Genomic DNA, 24,015 nt, shown 5'->3' on the forward strand with positions numbered 1-24,015 from the left:
GGTGGCACGGCGGGGCACAAGGTGCTAGAGTGCGGGTATGAGCGTTCAGTACGAGATCTCTCAGCGTGATCTCCGGAACCGGTCCGGCGAGATCATGGACGCGGTCGAGCACGGCGAAAGCTTCACCGTGACCCGTAGCGGCTCGCCCATCGCCCAGCTGGTCCCGCTGTGTCGGCGGCACGCCGTTTCCCGTGACCAGTTCGCCGCCGTCTCGGCGAACGCTCCGCTCATCGACCCGGACAGGTTCCGCGCGGACCTCGACGACGCTCTCGAAGGGGAGGCGGACGATCCCTATGGCCGCTGAGGTCCACGGCCTGCTCGACACGAACATCCTCATCCTCCGGCGGGCGATCGATCATGCCCAGCTGCCGGATCTGATGTCGATCAGCACGATCACACTCGCCGAACTGTCGGCGGGTCCGCATTACGCCGAGGACCCGGCCGAACGGGCCCGGCGCACGGACCTGCTGCAACGGGTGGAGTCGGAGTTCGATCCGCTGCCTTTCGGTACCGAGGCCGCACGGATCTTCGGCCGGGTGTCGGCATCCGTGCTCGGGATGGGCAGGACGCCCCGGCGCAGGGCGGCCGACCTGATGATCGCCAGTGTCGCCATCGCGCACCGGATACCGCTCTACACGACGAACCCGCAGGATTTCGAAGGCCTGAAAGAACTTCTCGACGTCGTTCCGGTCAACCGCCCGACCTGAGCCCCTCGCGGCTCGAAGAGCGGTACTGCCCGGGTGCTTGGCCGCGGGCCCGCCGGAAAGCCCGGCTGAACGCGAACACCGACGTGTAGCCGACCGAATGGGCGATGCTGTCCACCGTTTCGTCGGTGTCGCGCAGCCGGACCGCGGCCAGGTCCATCCGCCACTGGGTCAGGTAGTCGCCGGGAGTCCGGCCCGTGGTTTCGCGGAAACGGCGGGTCAAGGTGCTGCGCGAGGTCGCCAGTTCCGCCGCGAGCAGGTCGGTGGTCCACGGTTTCGCCGGGGCCTCGTGGATCTTGACCAGTGCCACGCTGATCAGCGGATCGCCCAGGACACCGAGCCAGGTTCCCCGCGCCTCGGCCGGCTTTTCGGTCCGCCACACGCGGAGCAACTGGACCAGGAGGATGTCGACGAGCCGGTTGAGGACGAAGTCGGTGGCGATCTGCGGTCGGGCCAATTCCCGCGACAGCAACCGGACGGTGTCGTCCAGTCCGTCGCCGCCGCGGTTCGCGCTGATGTGCACCAGATCCGGCAGGGTGGCGAGCACCTGGGTGGACACCGCCGGGTCGTAGTCGTAGGACGCGCCGAGGACGTGGGTCTGCACCTCCCCGGAGCCGAGGCGCAACACACCGCCGCAGTCCCGTGCCTTCTCCGCCGCCGTGCACAGCTTGGGAATGACCGGGGCGTCCGGGGCGCTGCGGAGGGTGTGCTCCTGGCCGTTCGGCAGCAGGACGACGTCGCCGGGCATGAGCTGCCTCGGTGGGTGGCCGGGCAGGTCCAGCCAGGCCGTCCCGCAGGTGACGGCGTAGAAAGCCGCGCCGGCGATGCGATGCCAGAGGATCCCCCACGGTCCGGACCCCTCGATCCGGGCTCCGGCGGCGCCCCGGACGCCACCCACCGCGAGGGTTTCGGCCAACAAGTCCATGCGATCGATGATAATGCGACAGATGGATATGCCGATGGCTACTTCAGGCATCGATACGGTCACCGCGCGCGTCATATGATCAGGCACATGGCAGAAACGACCGAATTCGACTTCGACGGGATCAACCGCACCGTGATCGCCGAGTTCCGCGAAAAGGGCGGCAAGGCGGGCGGCATGTTCGAGGGCTTCCCGCTCGTCCTCGTCCACCACACCGGCGCGAAGTCCGGCACCGAGCGGATCGCGCCGCTCGTCCCGCTCCTGGAGGGCGACCGGATCTACATCTTCGCCAGCAAGGGCGGCGCCGACGACAACCCGGCGTGGTTCCACAACCTGGTGGCCAACCCGGACACGAAGGTCGAGCTCGGCACCGAGACCTTCCCGGTCCGCGCGCGAGTCCTCACCGGCTCCGAGCGCGACGACGTCTACGGCAGGCAGTCCGCCGTCATGCCGCAGTTCGCCGAGTACCAGAGCAAGACCAGCCGGGTCATCCCGGTCTTCGAACTGGAGCGGGTCTAGGACAGAGCTGAAGCGGGGCGCTCGGCCTGGGGTCGTGAGTGGTGTTTCGGGTTAGCGCCGGCCGTGTCTTAGGTACCTGCGGTCCGGCGGTTTCGCGTGACCGGTGGGACGACACGTGTGTCGTCCGTCTGATCACACGTGTCGTCCACTCGGTCACGCGAAAGTACCGGCTCGGCCCGGGTGGTCGTGAGTGGTAAAGAAGGCTATTGAGGGGTAAGGCAAAGATGGCATGACCAGCTTCGGCTGCGAAGGAGCTTGTCGCCCCGCCGAGTGTCCACAGGGGACGCATCTTGCAGAGTAGATGTCCACTTGATGCCCATGTGTCCAGTTTGGCTGGGGGGGTCGTGAGTGGCAAGTGCCGTTCTAACGGCACTTGCCACTCACGACCCCCCCAGCGCAATGGGGCCCAATCGCCCAAACCGGGCACCTAGACGCCAAGAGGCGTCCCTTATGGACAGTCGAGAGAGCTGTCAGAGACCGTCGGCGAACCCGCTCCCGCCACGACCTTCAGCACGCCACCTTTGCCTTACCCCTGTTAGAACCCGAATCGCCACTCATGACCCACTGGACCGACGCGTCACCGCCGCTTTGGCCGCGGTTCTGTCGGGGCCCGGTGGTAGAACCGATCCGTGACCCCCAAGATCGACGTCCGGCAGCGCCGCGCCCGGCTCGCCACGCGCCATCACCTCGCCGTGCCCGCCCCGTCGGTGGACGCCGTGGCGGACGCGGTCGTCGCGCTGCACGCCACGGACCCGGCGACGGTCCATCTTTCGACGTGGGCGCGGTCCAAGCGTGAAGGCGTCGCGGATCTGGAGAGCGCGCTTTACGAGGAGCGCACGCTGGTGCGGATGCTCGGCATGCGCCGCACCGTCTTCGTGCTCGGGCACGAGAACGCGGCCCTGGTCCAGGCGGCGTGCTCGGCGGACATCGCCAAGAAGCAGCGCCGCCTGCTCGAACAGCACCTCGGCACGCAAGGCCATCCGGAGAACGTGCCCGAGCCGGAACACTGGCTGGCCGAGGTCGAGGACGCGACGGAGCGCGCGCTGAAGGCCCGCGGATCCGCCACGGCCCAGCAGCTGTCCCAGGACGAGCCGCGCCTCAGACAGCAGCTCGTGATGTCCAAGGGAAAGCCGTACGAGGCGATCGCCAACGTCACCAGCCGGGTCCTGTTCCAGCTCGCGGTCGACGGCCGCATCGTGCGCGGCCGCCCGCGCGGGAGCTGGATCAGCAGCCAGCACTACTGGGCCCCGATGGCGGACTGGCTGCCGCAAGGCATCGCCGAGCGCGACGCCGACGAGGCCAGGGCCGAGCTCGCCCGAAGGTGGCTCTACGCCTTCGGTCCGGCGCCGATCGCGGACCTGCGGTGGTGGACCGGCTGGACGGTCGGGCAGACGAAGAAGGCGCTCGCCGCGGTTCAGTCGATCGAGGTCGACCTCGACGGCCTCCCCGGCGTGGTGCTCGCCGACGATCTGGAGCCGGTCGCGGAGCCCGCGCCCTGGGTCGCGCTCCTTCCGTCCCTCGACCCGACGTCGATGGGCTGGATCGAGCGGGACTGGTACCTCGGCCCGCACCGCGCGCCGCTGTTCGACGGCACCGGCAACATCGGGCCCACCGTCTGGGCCGACGGCCGGATCGTCGGCGGCTGGGCGCAGCGTCCGGACGGCGAGGTCGTCCATCACCTCCTGGAGGACGTCGGCGCGGACGTCGAACGGGCCGTCGAGGCGGAGGCGAACCACCTGGCCGAGTGGTTCGGAGAGGTGCGAGTCACGCCACGGATGCGCACACCGCTGGAGCGGCGACTAGCACAACGAAGCTGAGAGTTTTCCCAAGACGTCCTGGTAGCGATGCACTTAATCGATTCTTGACCTGACCCACCGAGTGGTGGAAGTCTCGTCAGGGCAAAGAGGGTCGCCCGAGCACGCACGCTAGGGTTGCGCCCGAGTAAAGGACGTCTTACCGGGGCGATCCCGGACGAGTCTCAAGGGAGTGGCAGCAGTGACGGTTCGCGTAGGTGTCAACGGCTTCGGCCGCATCGGCCGCAACTTCTTCCGGGCCGTGCAGGCCGCCGGTCACGACATCGAGGTTGTCGCCTTCAACGACCTCGGCGACGTCGCCACCATGGCCCACCTGCTGAAGTACGACTCCATCCTCGGCCGTTTCCCGGGCGAGGTCAGCGTCAGCGACGAGGGCATCGTCGTCGACGGCAAGACGATCAAGGCCCTCGCCGAGCGCGACCCGGCCAACCTGCCCTGGGGCGACCTGGGCGTGGACGTCGTCGTCGAGTCGACCGGCTTCTTCACCAACGCCGACGCCGCCAAGGCGCACCTGGCCGGCGGCGCGAAGAAGGTCATCATCTCCGCGCCCGCCAAGGGCGAGGACCTGACCGTGGTGCTGGGCGTCAACGACGACAAGTACGACGGCTCGCAGAACATCATCTCGAACGCCTCCTGCACCACGAACTGCCTCGGCCCGCTGGCCAAGGTCCTGCAGGACTCGTTCGGCATCGAGCAGGGCCTGATGACCACCATCCACGCGTACACGCAGGACCAGAACCTGCAGGACGCGCCGCACAAGGACCTGCGCCGCGCCCGTGCCGCCGCGCTGAACATCGTCCCGACCTCGACCGGTGCGGCCAAGGCCATCGGCCTGGTCCTGCCGGAGCTGCAGGGCAAGCTCGACGGTTACGCGCTGCGTGTCCCGATCCCGACCGGCTCGGCCACCGACCTCACCGTCACGCTGACCAAGAGCGCGACCCTCGAGGAGATCAACGCCGCGTACAAGGCCGCCGCCGAGGGCCCCCTGGCCGGCATCCTGCGGTACAACGAGGACCCGATCGTTTCGGCCGACATCGTCACCGACCCGGCGTCCTGCATCTACGACGCGCCGCTGACCAAGGTCATCGGCAACCAGGTCAAGGTCATCGGCTGGTACGACAACGAGTGGGGCTACTCCAACCGTCTCGCCGACCTCGTCAAGCTCGTCGGCAACAAGCTTTCCTGACCGATGGCGCTGAAGAACCTCGAAGACCTGCTGAGCGGGGACGTCTCAGGCCGGTTCGTACTCGTACGTTCCGACCTGAACGTCCCGCTCGACGGGGAGACCATCACCGACGACGGCCGCGTCCGCGCGGCCCTGCCGACCCTCAAGCGTCTCGCCGAGGCGGGCGCGAAGGTGGTCGTCACGGCGCACCTCGGCCGTCCCAAGGGCGAGCCGGACCCGAAGTTCTCGCTCGCGCCCGTCGCCGCGAAGCTCACCGAGCTGCTCGGCGTCGACGTCCCGCTGGCGGGTGACCTGGTCGGCGAGTCCGCCAAGGCCACCGTCGCGGGCCTGGCCGACGGTCAGGTGGCCCTGCTGGAGAACGTGCGTTTCGACGCGCGCGAGACCAGCAAGGTCGAGGCGGAACGCCAGGAACTGGCCGCCGAGCTGGCCGCGCTCGTCCCCGGCGGCGCGTTCGTCTCCGACGGCTTCGGTGTCGTGCACCGCAAGCAGGCCTCGGTCTACGAGATCGCCCGTGCGCTTCCGGCGTACGCGGGCGGTCTGGTGCTGGCCGAGGTCGAGGTCCTCAAGAAGCTGACCGAGGACCTCGCCCGGCCGTACGTCGTCGTCCTCGGCGGCGCGAAGGTGTCGGACAAGCTGGGCGTGATCGCGAACCTGCTGACCAAGGTCGACAGGCTGCTCATCGGCGGCGGCATGGCGTACACCTTCCTCAAGGCCCAGGGCCACGAGGTCGGGAACTCGCTGCTGCAGGAGGATCAGCTGGACCAGGTCCGCGGCTTCCTCGCCGAGGCGGAGAAGCGCGGTGTCGAGCTGATCCTGCCGGTGGACGTCCTCGCCGCGAAGGGCTTCGCCGCCGACGCGGAGTTCGACGTCGTCGACGCGACGGCCATCCCGGCCGACCGCATGGGCCTCGACATCGGCCCGAAGTCGCGTGAGCTGTTCGCGGGCAAGCTGGCCGACTCCGCGACCGTGTTCTGGAACGGCCCGATGGGCGTGTTCGAGTTCGAGTCCTTCGCCGGCGGCACCCGTGCCGTGGCCGAAGCGCTGGTCAAGAGCGACGCCTTCACCGTGGTCGGCGGCGGCGACTCCGCCGCGGCCGTACGGCAGCTGGGCCTGCCGGAGGACGGCTTCTCGCACATCTCGACCGGCGGCGGCGCGTCGCTGGAGTACCTGGAGGGCAAGGAACTGCCCGGAGTCGCTGTGCTGGGAGAGAACGACTAGTGGCACGCAAACCGCTCATCGCCGGCAACTGGAAGATGAACCAGAACCACCTCGAAGCCATCGCGCTGGTTCAGAAGATCGCCTTCGCCCTGCCGGAGAAGTACTACGCGAAGGTCGACGTCGCGGTCCTGCCGCCGTTCACCGACATCCGCAGCGTCCAGACGCTGACCGACGGCGACAAGCTGTCGCTCACCTACGGCGCCCAGGACCTGTCGCCGCACGACTCCGGTGCCTACACCGGTGACGTGTCGGGCCTGATGCTGAAGAAGCTGGGTTGCAGCTTCGTCACCGTCGGGCACTCGGAGCGGCGTGAGTACCACGGCGAGACCGACGAACTGGTCAACAAGAAGGTCAAGGCCGCGCTCAAGCACGGCATCACGCCGATCCTGTGCGTGGGGGAGAAGCTCGAGGTCCGCGAGGCCGGCGAGCACATCGCCCACACCACGACCCAGCTGGTCGAGGGCCTCAAGGGGCTCAAGAACGAGCAGGTCAAGGACGTCGTCGTCGCCTACGAGCCGGTCTGGGCCATCGGGACCGGCAAGGTCGCGACCCCGGCGGACGCCGAGGAGGTGTGCGGAGCCATCCGCGCCACCCTCGCCGAGAAGTACGGTGCCGAGGTCGCGTCCTCGGTCCGCGTGCTCTACGGCGGCTCGGCCAAGGCCAACAACATCAGTGACCTCGTCGCCTGCGAGAACATCGATGGTGCCCTCGTTGGTGGTGCCAGCCTGGATGGTGACGAGTTCACCAAACTCTGCGCACTCGCCGCGGGCGGGCCCCTGCCCTGATCGGGGCACCAACCGGGTAACCTGGGTATCCGGTCCGTCACACAGCAGTGGACGAGTCCAGGAGTACGGTGTGTTCTGGCGGTCAGAAGCCGTCGGTGGCACACCGTTTTCCTGCATTCTCCAAGAGCGCAGAGGATGACATGAAGCTGTTCCTGCAAATCCTGTTGATCGCCTCCAGCTTTTTCCTGGTGGTCGCCGTGTTGCTGCACCGCGGCCGTGGTGGCGGTCTGTCTTCGCTGTTCGGTGGCGGTATGCAGTCGAGCCTCTCCGGCTCGAGCGTGGCCGAGAAGAACCTCGACCGGATCACGCTGCTGCTGGGCGCGGTGTGGCTGATCAGCATCATCGGCCTCGGGCTCCTGCTCAAGGTCTGATCGATCCAGGTGTTTCGGCGTGCCTATGGGGGGCGCGCCGCCGATCCCTATAGGTGTGAGGATTCATGGTTGGCGGTAACGCGATTCGGGGCACCCGTGTGGGTGCCGGACCTTCGGGCGAATCGGAACGGGGTGAGTCGGCGCCGAGGCGCCGCATTTCCTACTGGTGTGCCAACAGGCACGAGGCGCAGCCCTCGTTCTCGATGGACGCCGAGATTCCCGACGAGTGGGATTGCCCGCGCTGCGGGCTCCCCGGTGGGCAGGACGAGAAGAACCCGCCTGCCGCGCCGCGGACCGAGCCTTACAAGACCCACTTGGCGTACGTGAAGGAGCGGCGTTCCGACGCCGACGGCGAGGCCATCCTCGCCGAGGCGCTGGAGCGGTTGCGCCAGCGCCGGGAGATCTAGAAACGCCTCACCGGTCGAGCGGGTACCGGGCACGCACCCGGAACCCGCCGTCCTCGGTGTCGGCGGTCTCGAAGCTTCCACCCAGCAGTCGAGCGCGTTCGGCCAGACCGGTCAGCCCGTGCCCTCCCGAGGGCAGGGCCGCACCGGGGGTCCGGGCGCGCTCATTGCGTATTTCGACCTTGAGCGAACCGTGCTCGCCCTGGATCCGGATGGTCGCGGTGGCGCCCGGTGCGTGCTTGTGCACATTGGTCAGGCATTCCTGCACGGTCCGGTAGGCCGCCGCCGAAACCTGACTGGGCAGGAGGTCGGGGATCCGCTCGACAGTGAGGTGCACGGGGACGTCCGAGCCGCGGATCAGCCGGTCGAGCTCGTTGATCCCCGGCCGCGGTCCGTCTTCTTCGGAGCCCGAGCGGAGCACGCTCACGAGCGAGCGCAGTTCTTCGAGCGTCTTCGTGCTCAGCTTCCGGATGACCAACGCGGTCTCCAGCGAACGAGCGTCGGAGGTCTGCGCCTGCAGCGCGCCGGCCTGCATCGCGATCAGCGTGATCTGGTGCGAGACGACGTCGTGCATCTCCCGCGCGAGACGGGCGCGCTCTTCCGCGCGGACGGCGTCGGCGTGGAAGCGGCGTTCGCGGTCGCGGCTGGCGGCCAGTTCGGCGAGCTTCTGCGAGACCTCGGTCCGTGCTCCGATGAGCAGGCCGATGGCCACCGGCATCCCGGCGACGATGACGCCGTAGATCCCGTCCAGGACGTGTTCGCGCCAGCTGAGCTCGACGAAGTCGGCCAGCGGCCACTGGACGAACCGGCAGGTGAAGACGAGCGCGAACCCGGTCCAGGTCTGCCAGTGCATCTGCTTGCGGGTGGCGAGGAAGCCGAGCGCGATCATCGCGGCCAGCTGCGACCAGCCCGCCAGGAAGCCCGGGACGGTGACGATCACCGCGAGGAACGGCAGCTTGCGGCGGAAGGCGAGGCCGAGGCACGCGGCGCCGGACAGGTAGATGGAGTACGGCTGGGCCTTCTCGGGGATCACCAGCCAGACGTCGAGCGCGGCCAGGAAGATCGCGAGCGTATCGATGCCCAGCGCGACCAGCGCCGGACGTTTGATCTTGGCGAACGACATGACCCCGGCGGCACGGCGCATCCGGTCGGCGGCGTCCGCTCCGGAGCCGCCCACCGAGATACCTGGCATCGAGAGACCCTCTGTGCTCATCGCTGGCGACCTCACTCGTCTTGTGGACTTGAATGGTGAGACGTGTTCTTCGCCCGATCGGGACGCGCAGGAACGAACAAATGTGCGGATGCTAACGGGTGGATGTAGCAGGACGGTAAGTTTCCCCCAGTCGGGCTAGCGACTGTCCGGTCACTGTCCGTTCTGCGGACAAGTGCATGAACGTTCGGTCGGTCGAATCCACACCGGACCACCCGGGCTCGGTGGTCCGCTGCTCACTTCGACGGGTGAGTGGTCCGGTTCTGACGGTGAAACCGGCGAGAGTTGATCTATGTCACTTTTCGCGTTCGGACGGTGACTGTGGGCCGGGGACTGGGGCTTGGGTTCCTTCAGCGTAGGGAAGAAGCCGCCTCGTGGACGTCCGCCATGGGGGTGTCACGAAACGTCCGAACGCGCGTGAAGGCCCCCATCCTTCGGCTCAACCGAGGGATGGGGGCCTTCACGCGTTACAAGGTCAGGCAGAAGGTGTCTGATAGACCTTGGTGAGTTTCGAAGCGGAACCCCGGTCCAGCAGCCAGAGCGTGCGACGGCTGCCGCGTGCTCCCGCCACCGGGATCTGGACCTCGCCCGCACCGGCCAGTGCCTGCGCGACGGCGTCCGCCTTGGCGTCGCCGCCCGTGACCAGCCAGATGTCCTGCGCGCGACGGATCGCGGGCAGGGTCAGCGAGATCCGGGTGGGCGGCGGCTTCGGGCAGTCGCGCACCGCGACGACCGGGCGGTCCTGCTCGTACACCGCCGGGCTCTCGGGGAAGATCGAGGCGGTGTGCCCCTCACCGCCGAGCCCCAGCAGCATGACGTCGAACGCCGGGACCTCGGGCGTCAGGAGCTCTGCGTAGGCCGCGGCCGCCGCGTCGACGTCGTCGCCGAACTCGCCGTCCGAGGGTGCCATCGCGTGCACCCGCTTCGGGTCGAGCGGGACGTGGTCGAGCAGCGCCTCGCGGGCCTGCTTCTCGTTGCGCTCGTCCGAGTCCGCCGGGACGAACCGCTCGTCGCCCCAGTAGACGTCGACACGCGACCAGTCGACGGCGTCACGGGCACTGGAGTCGCGCAGTTCCCTCAGGATCGCGATCCCGGTGCCGCCACCGGTGAGCACCACCGAAGCGGAGCCCTTGGCGGCCTGGACGTCCACGATCCGGGTGACCAGCCTGGCCGCCGTGGCGGCGGCCAGGAGGTCCGGGTTCTCGTAGACGACGACCTCGGTCTTGCTCATGAGGCACTCTTCGCGGTCTTGGCAGGCGCTGCCTTCTTCGCGGCCGGAGCCTTCTTCGCCGGAGCGGCCTTCGGCGCGGTGCCCGAGGAGATCTTGGAGAGCCCGTTCAGCGAAGCCTCGTAGATCTCGTCCGGGTCGAGCCGCCGCAGCTCCTCGATCAGGCAGTCCTTGTTGTCCCGCCGCTGCAGGGCGATCCGGCGCGTCGGCTGGCCCGGCTGGGTCAGCGTGCCGACCCGCCCGTCCGGCCGGTGCAGTTCCACCGGGCCGGAGCGCCGGTCCAGCGTCACCGAGATGATCCCCGCGGCACCCGTGCTCTTGACCCGCTTCACCGGCACCTTGAGGTACTCGGCCAGCCAGCCGGCGAGCAGTTCGGTCGACGGCGAGTCGGCCTCACCGGTCACGGTCGCGCCGGTGATCTTCTCGTGCGGCGGAAGGTCCAAGGCGGACACGAGCTGGGCGCGCCAGCTCGTCAGCCTGGTCCATGCCAGGTCGGTGTCACCCTCCACATAGGACTTCGCCCGCGTGGTGAGTGCCTTTATGGGCGCCTTTTCCGCCGCCGAGTCGGTGATCCGGCGCTGCGCCAGCTCGCCGAGCGGGTCCTTGGCCGGGGCCTTCGGACCGGTGCCCGGCCACCAGGTGACGATCGGCGCGTCCGGCAGCAGCAGCGGCACGACCGCGCTCTGTCCCTGTGCGGCCAGCGGGCCGTAGAGCCGCAGGACGATGACCTCGCTCGCGCCGGCGTCGCCGCCGACCCGGATCTGGCCGTCGATCCGCGGCGCCGCGGTCCGCGCGCCCTTGGCCACCACGATCACCCGCGACGGGTGCTCCCGGCTGGCCTCGTTGGCGGCCTCGATCGCCTCTTCGAGCCGGTCGTCGTCGTCGGCGACGATGACCAGCGTGAGCACCCGGCCGAGCGCCACCTGCCCGCCCTGTTCGCGGATCTCGACGAGCTTCTTGTTCAGCTGCGACGTCGTGGTCGACGGCAGGTCGATGATCACGGACGCCTCCAGTTCCGGCCGGTACGTTCCAGCATTTCGTCCGCGGACGGCGGTCCCCACGAACCGGGCGGGTACGCCTCGGGCGCGCCCTTCTTGGCCCAGTGGTCGAGGATCGGGTCCAGGATCTCCCAGGACAGTTCGACCTCTTCGTTCACCGGGAACAGCGACGGCTCGCCGAGCAGCACGTCCAGGATGAGCCGCTCGTAGGCTTCCGGCGAGGACTCGGTGAAGGCGTGCCCGTAGCCGAAGTCCATGGTGACGTCGCGGACCTCCATCGTGGTCCCCGGCACCTTCGACCCGAACCGCAGCGTGATGCCCTCGTCGGGCTGCACCCGGATCACCAGTGCGTTCTGGCCCAGTTCCTCGGTCGAGGTCGAGTCGAACGGCAGGTGCGGCGCCCGCTTGAACACCACGGCGATCTCGGTGACCCGGCGGCCCAGCCGTTTGCCGGTGCGCAGGTAGAACGGCACGCCCGCCCAGCGGCGGTTCTGCACCTCCAGCGTCACCGCGGCGTAGGTCTCGGTCGTCGAGTCCTTCGCGAAGCCGCCTTCCTGCAGCAGGCTCGGCACCTTCATGCCGCCCTGCCAGCCGCCCGCGTACTGTCCGCGCGCGGTGGTTTCGTCGAGCGGTCCCAGTGGCTTCGTCGCCGAGAGCACCTTGACCTTCTCCGCGCGGAGAGCGCGCGGAGCGAACGAGACCGGCTCCTCCATCGCCGTCAGCGCGAGGAGCTGCAACAGGTGGTTCTGGATGACGTCGCGAGCGGCGCCGATGCCGTCGTAGTACCCCGCGCGGCCGCCGAGGCCGATGTCCTCGGCCATGGTGATCTGCACGTGGTCCACGTAGTTGGCGTTCCAGATCGGCTCGAACAGCTGGTTCGCGAAGCGCAGCGCCAGCAGGTTCTGCACCGTCTCCTTGCCGAGGTAGTGGTCGATGCGGAACACCGACTCCTCGGGGAAGACGTCGTTCACGATCTCGTTGAGCTCCTTCGCGCTCTTGAGGTCGCGGCCGAACGGCTTCTCGATGACGACGCGGCGCCAGGTCTCGTCGCTCGCGTCGGCGAGACCGGAGCGGGCGAGCTGCTTGGTCACCACCGGGAACGCGCTCGGCGGGATCGACAGGTAGAACGCGGTGTTGCCACCGGTGCCACGCTCGGCGTCGAGGTCCTTGACCGTCTGCGCGAGCCTGTCGAAGGCGTCATCGTCGTCGAAGGTGCCCTGGACGAACCGGATGCCTTCGGCGAGCCGGTTCCACACGGACTCCTTGAACGGCGTCCGCGCGTGCTCCTTGACCGAGTCGTGCACGAGCTCGCCGAAGTCCTGGTGCTCCCAGTCCCGGCGGGCGAAACCGACCAGCGAGAACCCGGCGGGCAGCAGCCCGCGGTGGGCGAGGTCGTAGATCGCCGGCATCAGCTTCTTGCGGGCGAGGTCACCGGTCACGCCGAAGATCACCAGGCTGGACGGCCCGGCGATCCGCGGCAGCCGCTTGTCGCGCGGGTCGCGCAGCGGGTTGCTCCAGGCTCGCGTCACTCGCCTGCCTCCTGTACCGCGCGGACCAGTTCGGCCAGGCCGGCGGCCCGGTCGGTGAGGTGCAGCCGCAGCACCGGACGACCGTGCTCCGCGAGCACCTGGCCGTCACCCAGCGCCTGCGCGTGCTGGAGCACGCCGAGCGTGTACGGCCTGTCCGGAACGTCGAGATCCTGCTCGACGGCGCCGGTGATCTGCAGGAAGACCCCGTTCTGGTGGCCGCCCTTGTGGTACTGCCCGGTCGAGTGCAGGAACCGCGGCCCCCACCCGAAGGTGGTCTGGCGGCCGGTGCGCTTGGCGATCTCGCCGCGCAGGATCGACGTCGACGCGTCGTCGAGACGGTCGAGGTACGCCTGCACCGCGATGTAGCCGGTTTCCGGGGTGGAGTCGAAGAAAGCCCGCAGGATGTCCGCGAGCTTCCCGTCCGTGGCCACGCCTTCCGAACCGAACACCTCGACGGCGCCGTCCACAGTGGACGGCTCTTCGCCGCCCTTGAGCTTGTCCGGGTTGTCGAGCAGTGAACGCGCGGCCTTCTTGGCGGCCTCGACGTCGGGCTGGTCGAACGGGTTGATCCCGAGCAGGCGGCCGACGAGCGCGGTGGCGAACTCCCACAGCAGGAACTGCGCGCCGAGTGAACCGGTCACGGAGATCTTCGCGGCACCCTGGGCGGGTCCGACGGCCACCGGGGTGGCGTCGTCCTTGGCGTCGGCGAAACCGGGGGCGTCCGGGCCCTCGACGGCGACCGGGAGGAGACCGGTGCCCTGCTTGCCGGTGGACTCGGCGATCAGCTGCTCCGCCCAGTCGGCGAAGCCCTTGATACCTGATCCGGTATCGGCGATGACGACCTTCTCGGCGCCCTTTTCGTGCGCCGCGGCCCACGCGGCGGCGAGCTTGACCGCGGGGTTGTCCGCGGTGTCGGCGGCCAGCGTGTCGGCCACCGAAGCGGCCTGGTCGAGCAGGCGGGCGACGTCCGCGCCCGCCAGCCCGGACGGGACTAGCCCGAACGCGGTCAGCGCCGAGTAGCGGCCGCCGACGTTCGGGTCGGCGAGGAAGACCTTGCGGTAACCCTCCTTTTCGGACAGTTCCGCGAACGGCGAACCCGGGTCGGTGACGACCACGATCCGCCGGCTCGCGTCGATGCCCGCGTCGGTGAAGGCCTTCGCGAAGATCCGCCGGTGGCTGTCGGTCTCGACGGTGCCGCCGGACTTCGACGACACGACGATGACCGTCCGCTCCAGGTCACCGGCGAGCGCGTCGGCGACCTGACCCGGGTCGGTGGTGTCGAGGACGGTCAGCGGGACGCCGTCCGTCCCGGTGATCACCTCGGGCGCCAGCGACGAACCGCCCATGCCCGCGAGGACGACGCGATCGACGCCCTCGGAGCGCAGTTCGGTCCGCAGTGCCTCGATCTCGCCGATCAACGGCCGCGAGGACTTGTGCAGCGTCGTCCACGAGAGACGGATCGACGCTTCGGACTCGGCTTCGGGACCCCACAGTGTGGCGTCCTGGGACGCCAATTTCGATGCGACCTGGTCGGCGACGAGCCGCTCCGCGAACGGAGCGGCTTCGCCGGCCAGGGCGGCGTCGACGATTTCGACGCCGGTCGTTTCCCCTGCCATGGTCGGTGATCAGTCCTTTGCCTTTTCGAGCTGCCCGGTGACGGTCTCGAGAAGCTCGGTCCACGACTTCTCGAATTTCTCGACGCCCTCGTTCTCGAGGGTGAGGAACACGTCGGTGATGTCGATGCCGACCGCGCTCAGCTTGTCGAAGACGGCCTGCGCCTCGGCGCCCTTGCCGGTCACCGTGTCACCTGTGATCTCGGCGTGGTCCGCCGCGGCGTCGAGGGTCTTCTCCGGCATCGTGTTGACCGTGTCCTTGACGACGAGCTGGTCCACGTAGCGGGTGTCGGAGTACTGCGGGTCCTTCACGCCGGTGGAGGCCCACAGCGGACGCTGCGCGTTCGCGCCCGCCTCGGCGAGCTTCTGCCAGCGGTCCGAAGCGAAAAGCTCCTCGAACGCCGCGTACGCGAGGCGCGCGTTGGCGATCGCGGCCTCACCGCGCAGCGCGGTGGCGGCGTCGGTGCCGATGGCGCCGAGCCGCTTGTCGATCTCGGTGTCCACACGGGACACGAAGAACGACGCGACCGAGTGGATGCCCTTGAGGTCGTGGCCGTTGGCCTTCGCCTGCTCCAAGCCGGCGAAGTAGGCCTCGATCACCGCCTTGTACCGCTGAGGCGAGAAGATCAGCGTGACATTGACGCTGATGCCCTCGGCCAGGGTCTTGGTGATCGCCGGGAGACCCTCTTCGGTGGCCGGGATCTTGATCAGCACGTTCGGCCGGTCCACGGTCTTCCACAGGTCCTGCGCCTCGGCCACCGTCTTGTCGGTGTCCTTGGCCAGGCGCGGGTCCACCTCGATGGAGACGCGGCCGTCGACCCCGTTCGTGGCGGTGTAGACGTCGCGGAACAGGTCCGCGGCGTTGCGTACGTCGGTGGTGGTCAGCTCGCGGATGGTGGCTTCGACGTCGGCGCCGCGCGCGGCGAGCTCCTTGGTCTGCTCGTCGTACGCCTCGCCCTTCGACATCGCGTTGGCGAAGATCGTCGGGTTGGTCGTGACGCCCACGACGTGCTTGTCGCGGATCAGGTCGGCGAGGTTGCCGGTGTTCAGGCGCTCACGGGACAGGTCGTCGAGCCAGATGGATACCCCGGCCTCGGACAGCTGCGCGAGCTTGTCGTTGCTCATGCTTCCCCTTCAGTTCTTGGTGTTGGCGATCGAGCGGCGGGCGGCCTCGACGACGGCTTCCGCGGTGAACCCGAACTCGCGGAAGAGCGTGCCGGCGTCGGCCGACGCTCCGAAGTGCTCGATCGAGACGTTCTCCCCGGCGTCACCGGTGAAGCGGTGCCACGAAAGGGCGATACCGGCTTCGACGGAGACGCGTGCCTTGACCGACGGCGGGAGGACGGAGTCCTTGTAGGACTGGTCCTGCGCGTCGAACCACTCGACACACGGCATCGAGACGACGCTCGCCGTGATGCCGTCGGCTTCGAGGGTCTTGCGGGCCTCGACGGCCAGCTGGACCTCGGAGCCGGTCGCGATCAGCACGACCTGGGGCTTGCCATCCGACGCCTCGGCGAGGACGTAACCGCCCCGCTTGACGCCTTCGGCGCTGGTGCCCTCCAGGACCGGCACGTTCTGCCTGGTCAGCGCGAGGCCCGACGGGTGGTGGACGTCCTCCAGGACGGCCTTCCACGCGTACGCGGTCTCGTTGGCGTCCGCCGGGCGGACGACGTTGAGGCCGGGGATCGCGCGCAGCGAGGAGAGCTGCTCGATCGGCTGGTGGGTGGGGCCGTCCTCGCCCAGGCCGATCGAGTCGTGCGTCCACACGTAGGTGACCGGCGCCTTCATCAGCGCGGCCAGCCGCACGGGCGGGCGCATGTAGTCGGAGAAGATCAGGAACGTCGCGCCGTAGGGACGGGTGCCGCCGTGCAGCGCGATGCCGTTGAGGATCGAGCCCATCGCGTGCTCGCGGATGCCGAAGTGCAGCGTCCGGCCGTACGGGCTGGTCTTCCACATGTCGGTGGAAGCCTTCTCCGGGCCGAACGAGTCGGCCCCCTTCATGGTGGTGTTGTTGCTCTCCGCGAGGTCCGCGGAACCGCCCCAGAGCTCGGGAAGCGGGTCGGCGAGCGCGTTGAGCACCTCACCGGAGGCCTTGCGGGTCGCGATGCCCTTGGCGTCCGGCTCCCACTTCGGCAGGTTGTCGGCGAAACCGTCGGGCAGCGTACGGGTGGCCATCCGGTCCGCGATCTTCTTGCGCTCCGGGTTGGCGGTGCCCCACGCCTCGAACTTCTCCTGCCACTCGGCGCGGGCGGTCTTGCCGCGGTCGACGGCGGCGCGGGTGTGCGCGATGACCTCGTCGTCGACCTGGAAGTTCCGGTCCTTGTCGAAACCGAGGTATTCCTTGACCGCGGCGACCTCTTCGGCGCCGAGCGCGGCGCCGTGAGCCTTGCCGGTGCCCATCTTCTTCGGCGCCGGGTATCCGATGACGGTCTTCAGCGCGATGAACGACGGACGCTCGGTCTCGGCCTTCGCGGCCTTGATGGCCTCTTCGATCGCGGTGACGTCCTCGCCGCCCTCGACGACCTGGGTGTGCCACCCGTAGGCCTCGTAGCGCTTCACGACGTCCTCGGAGAGGGCGATCTTGGTGTCGTCCTCGATCGAGATCTCGTTGTCGTCCCAGAAGACGATGAGGTTGCCCAGTTCCTGGCGGCCGGCGATCGAGGAGGCCTCGGCGGTGACGCCCTCTTCGATGTCACCGTCGGAGGCGATCACGTAGACGTGGTGGTCGAAGATGCTCTCGCCGACGGCGGGCTCCGGGTCCAGCAGGCCGCGCTCGCGGCGGGCCGCCATCGCCATGCCGACCGCGTTGGCGAGACCCTGGCCGAGCGGGCCGGTGGTGGTCTCGACGCCCTTGGTGTGGCGGTACTCCGGGTGACCCGGGGTCTTCGAGTCCCACTTGCGGAGCTGCTTCAGGTCTTCCAGCTCCAGGCCGAACCCGGCGAGGTACAGCTGGATGTAGAGGGTGAGGCTCGAGTGACCGGCGGAGAGGACGAAGCGGTCACGGGCGGGCCACTCGGGGTCCGCCGGGTCATGACGCAGCGTCCGCTGGAAGAGCGTGTAGGCGAGCGGCGCCAGGCTCATCGCGGTGCCGGGGTGACCGCTGCCGCAGTTCTCGACCGCGTCCGCGGCGAGCACCCGAACGGTGTCGACGGCCCGCGTGTCGAGGTCGGTCCAGTCGGCGGGCACGTTACGCCGGAGGAGTGGGTTCTTCTCGCTGGTAGAGGCGGTTTCGGACACTGAACTCGAACTCCCCGTCATCAGGTTGTGGCTTCTCTTCCCTCGTGGGTAACCCACGTGTACCGCTACTAATCTCAATCGATCCGGAAGGGACGATATTCCTGCTCCGGGCCGTTCGCAGAGGCACGCCGCGAGCTACCGCGGCCAGCCTAATGGTTCGGCCGGTCGAGGACCCGCGATCACCCTCTGGAAACAGCACGTCTAACATCGAGGAAGGGTTCAGAACACGGGGATCCGGGGCCGCCACATCACCCGGAAGCCTGATGAGCCCGCCCCGAAAACTGACGCAGGGAGTGAAATGTCGTTGGTGAACGCTGCGCACGGACGCAGTGACAGCACCAGCGCCGTACATCCGACCGGTGAACGACCGCACGGTGGCCGGCGAACAATCCGCCAGGTCGTCGGCGCGTACGCCGCCCTCGCGAAGCCCAGGGTGATCGAGCTCCTCCTCGTCACCACGATTCCCGCGATGTTCCTGGCGGGCCGGGAAATCCCGTCGCCCTGGCTGGTGCTCGCGACCCTCGTGGGCGGCACGATGGCGGCGGGCAGCGCCAACGCCTTGAACTGCGTCATCGACGCGGACATCGACAAGGTGATGAATCGCACCAAGCGCCGTCCGCTGGTGAAGGAATCGGTGCCCCGGCGCGGCGCGCTGATCTTCGGTCTCGTACTCGGTGTCCTGTCCGCCGTGGTGCTCTATTTCACGGTGAACCTGCTCTCGGCGATTCTCGCGATCGCGACGATTCTCTTCTACATCTTCGTCTACACGCTCGTGCTGAAGCGGCGTACGTCACAGAACGTGGTCTGGGGCGGCGCGGCGGGCTGCATGCCCGTCGTCATCGGCTGGGCCGCCGTCACCGGCACCGTCGAGTGGCCCGCGTTCGTGATGTTCGGCGTCATCTTCTTCTGGACCCCGCCGCACACCTGGGCGCTGGGCATGAAGTACCGCGACGACTACGAGCGCGCCGGCGTGCCGATGCTGCCGGTGGTCGCCACCCCGCAGCACGTGGCGCGGCAGATCGTCATCTACTCGTGGGTGATGGTCGCCTGGACGCTGCTGCTGGTCCCGGTGACGAGCTGGATCTACACGACGTTCGCCCTGCTCGCCGGTGGCTGGTTCCTCTTCTACGCGCACAGCCTGAACGCGGCGGTGCGGCGCGGCGAGGAGACCAAGCCGATGTCGCTGTTCCACCGGTCGAACACGTACCTGATGATCGTGTTCGTGGCGTTGGCCGTGGACTCGGCCATCGGCCTCCCGGCCATCGGGCTGCCTTTCTGATCTTGTAGCGCGTGAAGGCCCCCTTCCCTCGGCTCAGCCGAGGGAAGGGGGCCTTCACGCGTGTCGGGGACGGGAGGAGGGGCGGGCGCGGTGCTGGGCCCGCGGCGAGGGCGTGACTCACGTGATCACGGACGTGACTCGCGTGACTGGAGGCCGTACTCGGGTGTGCGGTGTTTGAACACGTGAGTTCCGTCCCTGATCACATGAGTTCCGGGTCTGGTCACGTGAGTGCGGTGCCGCGTAGGCACGGCGCCTACGCCGTCGCACAGTCCATCGCGGGGTCGCGGCCACCTTCGCCGTCCTGCTCCACGCGGACGTCGTGTGGGCGAGTGTCGCCACCATTCTTTCGCTGGTGGCCTTCCTCCTGGTCCGGGCGCGAGTGCGGGAATGAGAGGATGGCGGGCGCCGTTGTACCTTCTTCGCCCCCTGTCCCACCTCCGAAAGCAGGCTCCTTTTGTCCGTGTCCCCGGACCGGGAACTCGACGCGCTCGAGCAGGACGTCGCGCTCGAGCAGGAGTACGTCACCACTCTCTACCGCAAGCTCGACGCCGAACGCGTCGACGCGCAGCGCAGGCTCGACCAGACCCTGCGTCAGACCGGCGGCACCCCGCAGGCGCGCACCGAACGCGACGTCGCCACGACGCTGTACACCGACAGGCTGTCCCAGCTGAGCTCGGTCGAGCAGGGCCTGTGCTTCGGCCGCCTCGACTTCCTTCCCGATCACGCGGAGGAGACCACCTACATCGGCCGGCTCGGGCTGTTCGACGAGGACGACGAGTACCGCCCGCTGCTCGTCGACTGGCGCGCGCCGGTCGCGCGGCCCTTCTACCTCGCCACCGCCGCTTCACCCGAAGGTGTGCGGCGGAGGCGGCACCTCCGGTCGCTGAGCAGGAAGGTCGTCGGCGTCGACGACGAGATCCTCGATCTCTCCGCCGCCGACCAGGGGCAGGACCTCGGCCTCGCCGGGGAGGCGGCGCTGCTGGCCGCGCTCGAACGCCGTCGCACGGGTGAGATGAGCGACATCGTCGCCACCATCCAGGCCGAGCAGGACCGCATCATCCGCGCGTCGCCGAACGGTGTCCTGGTGGTCCAGGGCGGACCGGGCACCGGCAAGACCGCGGTCGCGCTGCACCGCGCGGCGTACCTCCTGTACACGCACCGGCAGCAGCTCACCACGCGCGGCGTGCTGGTGGTCGGGCCCAACAGCACGTTCCTCCGCTACATCGGGCAGGTTCTGCCGTCGCTGGGCGAGACCGGGGTGCTGCTGGCCACGATCGGGCAGCTGTACCCGGGCCTGGACGCCACCGGGCCGGTCACCCGCGAGGCCGCCGAGATCAAGGGCCGCCCGGTGATGGCCGACGTGCTCGCCAACGCGGTCCGCGACCGCCAGCGCGTGCCGGAACCGGTGCTGGAGATCGAGTTCGAACGCGAGATCCTCATGCTCGACCGCAAGACCTGCACCGAGGCGCGGACGCGGGCCCGCCGGTCGCGCCGTCCGCACAACCTCGCCCGGCGGATCTTCGTCTCCGACCTCCTCGACGCGCTGACCCGGCAGGCCGCCCGCAAACTGGGGGAGGACCTGCTCGACGCGCGCGATGTCCAGGACATCCGGGCCGAGGTCACCGCGGACAAGAACGTGGCCGCCGCGATCAACGGGCTGTGGCCCAAGCTCACTCCCGAGGTCGTCCTCGACGAGTTGTTCGCCGACCGCGAACGGTTGCGCAGCGCGGCCGGGAAAGCCTTGTCGGACACCGATCGTGAGCTTCTCCACAGTCCGACGGACGCGAAGTGGAGCCCGTCGGACGTCCCGTTGCTCGACGAACTCGCCGAGCTGCTCGGCGAGGACGACACCGACCTCCGTGCCGAGCGCGCCCGCCGCGAGCGGGAAGACCGCGCCTACGCGGAAGGCGTCCTCGACATCCTCGAACAGGACGAGGAGATCATCGACGAAGAACTGCTGCGGGTCGGTGACGTCCTCGACGCCGAACTGTTCGCCGAACGCCAGCATCGCCGCAGCGAGATGACCGCGGCGCAGCGGGCCGCCCAGGACCGGACCTGGACCTTCGGGCACGTGATCGTCGACGAGGCGCAGGAACTCACCGCGATGGACTGGCGGCTGCTGATGCGCCGGTCCCCGAACCGGTCGATGACGCTCGTCGGTGACGTCGCCCAGACCGGCGCTTCCGGCGGCGCGCGGTCGTGGGGAGAGGTGCTTTCGCCCTACGTCGCCGATCGCTGGCGGCTCGAAGAACTGACCGTGAACTACCGGACCCCGGCGGAGATCATGGCCGTCGCGTCCCGGGTGCTGGCCGACGTCAACCCGGAGCTGCAAGCGCCGGTTTCGGTGCGGGAGACCGGTTTCGAGCCTTGGCTGCGTGTCGTGACACCGGCGGACCTCACCGCCGACCTGCCGGGGATCGTCGACGCCGAACTGTCCGCCGTGGACGGCGGGACGGTCGCGGTGCTGTGCCCGTTCCCGATGATCGAGACGTTGTCGGAGGCGCTCGGAGAAGCGGGGGACAGGGTGTCGGTGATGCCGGTCGAGCGGGCCAAGGGCCTCGAGTTCGATGCGGTGGTGCTGATCGCCCCGGACGGGATCGTCGCGGAGTCCCCGCGTGGGCTCAACGATCTTTATGTGGCCCTGACCAGGGCGACCCGTCGGATGGGTGTAGTGCAGACCGGTGACCTTGTTCCGGCGCTGGAGGGTCTTGGCTAAGGTCTGCCGCATGCGCACATTCGGCAAGATCGTGGTCATCGGCGCGGGCGTGCTCGCCCTGGCGGCCTGTGGCGACAAGCAGAACACCGCAGGTTCGGGCCAGTCCTCCGGCGCGGCCCCCGCTTCGGCTTCGACGGCGGCCGAGGCCCCGGCCGGGTCGAAGGGCAAGGAGTGCACGGCGGAGGACGTCAAGACCACCGGGAAGTTCGGTGAGGCGCCGACCATCACCATCCCGGACGACTGCGACCCGCCGAAGAAGCTCATCGTCAAGGACCTCGAGCCCGGCACCGGTGACGGCGCCAAGTCGGGTCAGCAGCTGAAGATGAACTACTCGCTGGTCACCTGGTCCAACAAGCAGAAGCTGGACAGCTCGTTCGACCGCGGCGAGCCGTTCGACCTGAGTCTCGGCGCGGGTGACGTCATCAAGGGCTGGGACCAGGGCCTCGATGGGATCAAGCAGGGCGCGCGGCGGCTGCTGATCATCCCGCCGGACCTCGGCTACGGGAAGGGCGGCAACGGCATCCAGCCGAACGAGACCCTGGTCTTCGTCACCGACGCGGTGAGCGTTCCGACAAACAAGGGCTGATGGGGACCTCGGACGGACGGGTTCACCGTGGCCGGGTCCGTTCCTGGCTGGTGGATGACGGCTGGGGTGTCGTCGAGTCGGCTGATTTCGCCGACCCCATCTGGGTGCGCTCGATCGGCTGAAGGTCCGTGAAGGCCTCCTTCCCTACTCTGAAGGTAGGGAAGGAGGCCTTCATGGACCGCGCTAAGAGCCGGCGTACTCCCAGGTGAGCAGGGTGATGTCCAGGCCCTTCTCGACCTTCGCCTCCGGAGGCGCGTCGGTGAGGGCGTAGCCCACCCGGCGCGCGACGGCCTCGCTCGCCGCGTTCCCCGCGTCGATCTTCAGCCGGAGCGGCCCGAGACCGAGTTCCAGCGCGTAAGCGGTGAGCACCCGGAGAGACCGCGCCGCGAGATCTTGCCCGCGGTGGGCCGGGCCGACCGCGTAGCCGAGCTCGACGTGGCCTTCTTCCTGCAGGAACAGCACCGCTTCGCCGAGTGGCTCATCGCCGTCGGTCGTGATGGCGAGCCGCCGTCCCGAGCCGTCCGCACGGCGGAGCCGGGCCTTTTCCAAGTGCGCCTTCGCCGCCACCTCGTCGAACGGCGACGGCAGCGGCGTGAAGCGCGCGACGGCGGGATTGTCGAACAGCCCGGGCATGAACGCGACGTCGTCTTCGATCCACTCCCGCAGGACGAGGCCTTCGCCGGTGAGCCGGACCTCTTCGGGCCAGAGTGCCGTCACGGGATCAGCAGGAGCTTGCCGGTGGTGCGCCGCGCCTGAAGGTCCTCGTGCGCCTGACGGGCGTCGGCCAGCGGGTAGCGGCCGCCGATCCGGATGTTCAGCGAACCGTCCTGAACGGCGGCGAACAGCTCGTTCACCCGCCACTCCAGCTCCTCGCGAGTGAGCACGTAGTGCGCGGAGGTCGGGCGGGTGAGGTACACCGAGCCGCTGCGGTTGAGCAGCTGCGGGTCGATCGGCGGCACCGGACCGCTGGCCGCGCCGTAGAGGGCGAGCAGGCCGCGGATCTTCAGGCTCGCCAGGCTGCCGTCCACAGTGGACTTGCCGACGCCGTCGTAGACCACCGCGACACCCTTGCCGCCGGTGAGGTCACGGGCGGCCTTGGCGAAGTCGACCTGGTCGTAGCGGATGACGTCGTCCGCGCCCGCCTGCTTGGCGAGTTCGGCCTTCTCGTCGGTGGAGACGGTGCCGATCACCCGCGCGCCGCGTGCCTTGGCCAGCTGGACCAGCAGCAGGCCCATCCCGCCCGCGGCGGCGTGGATCAGCACGTCGTCGCCCGCCTTGACCTCGTAGGTCGAGGCGATCAGCGCGTGCGCGGTGACACCTTGGAGCATCGTCGCGGCGGCGGTCTCCTCGGACACGCCGTCCGGGATCTTCACCGCGACCGCGGCGGGGAGCACCCGGCGCTGGGCGTAACTGCCCAGCGAACCCTGCCAGGCGACCCGGTCGCCGACGGCGAACCCGGCCACGTCCGCGCCGACCGCGGCCACCGTGCCCGCGCCTTCCATGCCCAGGATGAACGGCGTGTCGACCGGGTAGATGCCCTCGCGGTGGTAGGTGTCGATGTAGTTGACGCCCGCCGCGGCGACGTCCACGAGCAGTTCCCCGGCGCCGGGTTCGTCCACCTCGACTTCTGACAGCTCAAGGACTTCGGGACCGCCGGTCCGCCGGATCTGCACTGCCGTGGGCATACGTCCTCCTC

At 68.9% G+C, this 24,015-nt stretch carries 22 protein-coding genes; 12 read left to right on the forward strand and 10 right to left on the reverse strand.

The window, feature by feature from the left end:
- Positions 1–37 precede the first annotated feature (37 nt).
- Positions 38–304, forward strand: coding sequence for a type II toxin-antitoxin system Phd/YefM family antitoxin (locus ACFOSH_RS06855; protein ID WP_378237828.1), 267 nt, complete (start codon positions 38–40; stop codon positions 302–304).
- Positions 294–707 (forward strand): type II toxin-antitoxin system VapC family toxin, encoded by a 414-nt coding sequence (locus ACFOSH_RS06860; protein WP_378237829.1) that lies wholly within the window; start codon positions 294–296, stop codon positions 705–707. The genes ACFOSH_RS06855 and ACFOSH_RS06860 overlap by 11 nt, the downstream gene beginning before the upstream one ends.
- Here ACFOSH_RS06860 and ACFOSH_RS06865 read toward each other — a convergent pair.
- Positions 691–1,629: an AraC family transcriptional regulator gene (locus tag ACFOSH_RS06865; protein WP_378237830.1), complete on the reverse strand. Its 939-nt coding sequence runs from the start codon at positions 1,627–1,629 to the stop codon at positions 691–693. The two genes, ACFOSH_RS06860 and ACFOSH_RS06865, sit on opposite strands and share 17 nt — an antisense overlap.
- An 87-nt stretch (positions 1,630–1,716) precedes the next feature.
- On the opposite strand from ACFOSH_RS06865, the gene ACFOSH_RS06870 reads away from it, so the two are divergent.
- The 7 genes from ACFOSH_RS06870 (at position 1,717) to ACFOSH_RS06900 (ending at position 7,926) form a co-directional block, all read left to right on the forward strand.
- A complete protein-coding gene (locus ACFOSH_RS06870; RefSeq protein WP_378237831.1) occupies positions 1,717–2,145 on the forward strand; it encodes a nitroreductase family deazaflavin-dependent oxidoreductase in 429 nt (142 codons plus the stop codon).
- 629 nt (positions 2,146–2,774) lie between these two features.
- Complete coding sequence (locus tag ACFOSH_RS06875; RefSeq protein WP_378237832.1) at positions 2,775–3,962, forward strand: winged helix DNA-binding domain-containing protein; 1,188 nt, start codon at positions 2,775–2,777, stop codon at positions 3,960–3,962.
- Positions 3,963–4,140: 178 nt separating this feature from the next.
- Positions 4,141–5,145, forward strand: a complete 1,005-nt coding sequence (gene gap, locus ACFOSH_RS06880; protein ID WP_125793806.1) for a type I glyceraldehyde-3-phosphate dehydrogenase — start codon at positions 4,141–4,143, stop codon at positions 5,143–5,145.
- A gap of 9 nt (positions 5,146–5,154) precedes the next feature.
- Entirely contained in the window at positions 5,155–6,363 is a 1,209-nt protein-coding gene (locus tag ACFOSH_RS06885) for a phosphoglycerate kinase (RefSeq protein ID WP_378237911.1), read from the forward strand.
- Positions 6,363–7,148, forward strand: coding sequence for a triose-phosphate isomerase (tpiA, locus tag ACFOSH_RS06890; protein ID WP_378237833.1), 786 nt, complete (start codon positions 6,363–6,365; stop codon positions 7,146–7,148). The genes ACFOSH_RS06885 and tpiA overlap by 1 nt, the downstream gene beginning before the upstream one ends.
- A gap of 140 nt (positions 7,149–7,288) precedes the next feature.
- Positions 7,289–7,519, forward strand: coding sequence for a preprotein translocase subunit SecG (secG, locus tag ACFOSH_RS06895; RefSeq protein WP_005152283.1), 231 nt, complete (start codon positions 7,289–7,291; stop codon positions 7,517–7,519).
- A 65-nt stretch (positions 7,520–7,584) separates the two neighbouring features.
- Positions 7,585–7,926, forward strand: coding sequence for an RNA polymerase-binding protein RbpA (locus ACFOSH_RS06900; protein ID WP_364031925.1), 342 nt, complete (start codon positions 7,585–7,587; stop codon positions 7,924–7,926).
- Between the two features lie 7 nt (positions 7,927–7,933).
- Here the strand turns inward: ACFOSH_RS06900 and ACFOSH_RS06905 are convergent, their stop codons facing one another.
- From ACFOSH_RS06905 to tkt, 7 genes are all read right to left on the reverse strand, one after another.
- Positions 7,934–9,136 carry a sensor histidine kinase gene (locus tag ACFOSH_RS06905; protein WP_378237834.1) on the reverse strand — a complete coding sequence of 401 codons (1,203 nt, stop codon included), beginning with the start codon at positions 9,134–9,136 and terminating at the stop codon, positions 7,934–7,936.
- Between the two features lie 472 nt (positions 9,137–9,608).
- Positions 9,609–10,364 (reverse strand): 6-phosphogluconolactonase, encoded by a 756-nt coding sequence (gene pgl / locus ACFOSH_RS06910; protein ID WP_378237835.1) that lies wholly within the window; start codon positions 10,362–10,364, stop codon positions 9,609–9,611.
- Positions 10,361–11,362, reverse strand: a complete 1,002-nt coding sequence (gene opcA, locus ACFOSH_RS06915) for a glucose-6-phosphate dehydrogenase assembly protein OpcA (RefSeq protein WP_378237836.1) — start codon at positions 11,360–11,362, stop codon at positions 10,361–10,363. The genes pgl and opcA overlap by 4 nt, the downstream gene beginning before the upstream one ends.
- Complete coding sequence (zwf, locus tag ACFOSH_RS06920) at positions 11,359–12,888, reverse strand: glucose-6-phosphate dehydrogenase (protein ID WP_378237837.1); 1,530 nt, start codon at positions 12,886–12,888, stop codon at positions 11,359–11,361. The genes opcA and zwf overlap by 4 nt, the downstream gene beginning before the upstream one ends.
- Complete coding sequence (locus ACFOSH_RS06925; RefSeq protein WP_378237838.1) at positions 12,885–14,504, reverse strand: glucose-6-phosphate isomerase; 1,620 nt, start codon at positions 14,502–14,504, stop codon at positions 12,885–12,887. Before ACFOSH_RS06925 ends, zwf begins: the two co-directional genes overlap by 4 nt.
- A 9-nt stretch (positions 14,505–14,513) precedes the next feature.
- Positions 14,514–15,626, reverse strand: coding sequence for a transaldolase (gene tal, locus ACFOSH_RS06930; RefSeq protein ID WP_378237839.1), 1,113 nt, complete (start codon positions 15,624–15,626; stop codon positions 14,514–14,516).
- Between the two features lie 9 nt (positions 15,627–15,635).
- Positions 15,636–17,738 carry a transketolase gene (tkt, locus tag ACFOSH_RS06935; RefSeq protein ID WP_378237840.1) on the reverse strand — a complete coding sequence of 701 codons (2,103 nt, stop codon included), beginning with the start codon at positions 17,736–17,738 and terminating at the stop codon, positions 15,636–15,638.
- Between the two features lie 298 nt (positions 17,739–18,036).
- On the opposite strand from tkt, the gene ACFOSH_RS06940 reads away from it, so the two are divergent.
- The 3 genes from ACFOSH_RS06940 to ACFOSH_RS06950 all read left to right on the forward strand — a co-directional run bounded on the left by ACFOSH_RS06940 (position 18,037) and on the right by ACFOSH_RS06950 (position 22,319).
- Positions 18,037–19,017, forward strand: a complete 981-nt coding sequence (locus ACFOSH_RS06940) for a heme o synthase (protein WP_378237842.1) — start codon at positions 18,037–18,039, stop codon at positions 19,015–19,017.
- A 460-nt stretch (positions 19,018–19,477) separates the two neighbouring features.
- Positions 19,478–21,733 carry a HelD family protein gene (locus ACFOSH_RS06945; RefSeq protein WP_378237912.1) on the forward strand — a complete coding sequence of 752 codons (2,256 nt, stop codon included), beginning with the start codon at positions 19,478–19,480 and terminating at the stop codon, positions 21,731–21,733.
- Positions 21,734–21,743: 10 nt separating this feature from the next.
- Complete coding sequence (locus ACFOSH_RS06950; protein WP_378237843.1) at positions 21,744–22,319, forward strand: FKBP-type peptidyl-prolyl cis-trans isomerase; 576 nt, start codon at positions 21,744–21,746, stop codon at positions 22,317–22,319.
- Between the two features lie 183 nt (positions 22,320–22,502).
- Here the strand turns inward: ACFOSH_RS06950 and ACFOSH_RS06955 are convergent, their stop codons facing one another.
- Both ACFOSH_RS06955 and ACFOSH_RS06960 read right to left on the reverse strand, forming a co-directional pair.
- Positions 22,503–23,036, reverse strand: coding sequence for a GNAT family N-acetyltransferase (locus ACFOSH_RS06955; RefSeq protein ID WP_378237844.1), 534 nt, complete (start codon positions 23,034–23,036; stop codon positions 22,503–22,505).
- Complete coding sequence (locus ACFOSH_RS06960; RefSeq protein WP_378237845.1) at positions 23,033–24,004, reverse strand: quinone oxidoreductase family protein; 972 nt, start codon at positions 24,002–24,004, stop codon at positions 23,033–23,035. The genes ACFOSH_RS06955 and ACFOSH_RS06960 overlap by 4 nt, the downstream gene beginning before the upstream one ends.
- Between the last annotated feature and the right edge of the window lie 11 nt (positions 24,005–24,015).

Origin of the sequence: Amycolatopsis speibonae, from assembly GCF_042647925.1 — a bacterium.
GTDB lineage: Bacteria > Actinomycetota > Actinomycetes > Mycobacteriales > Pseudonocardiaceae > Amycolatopsis > Amycolatopsis speibonae.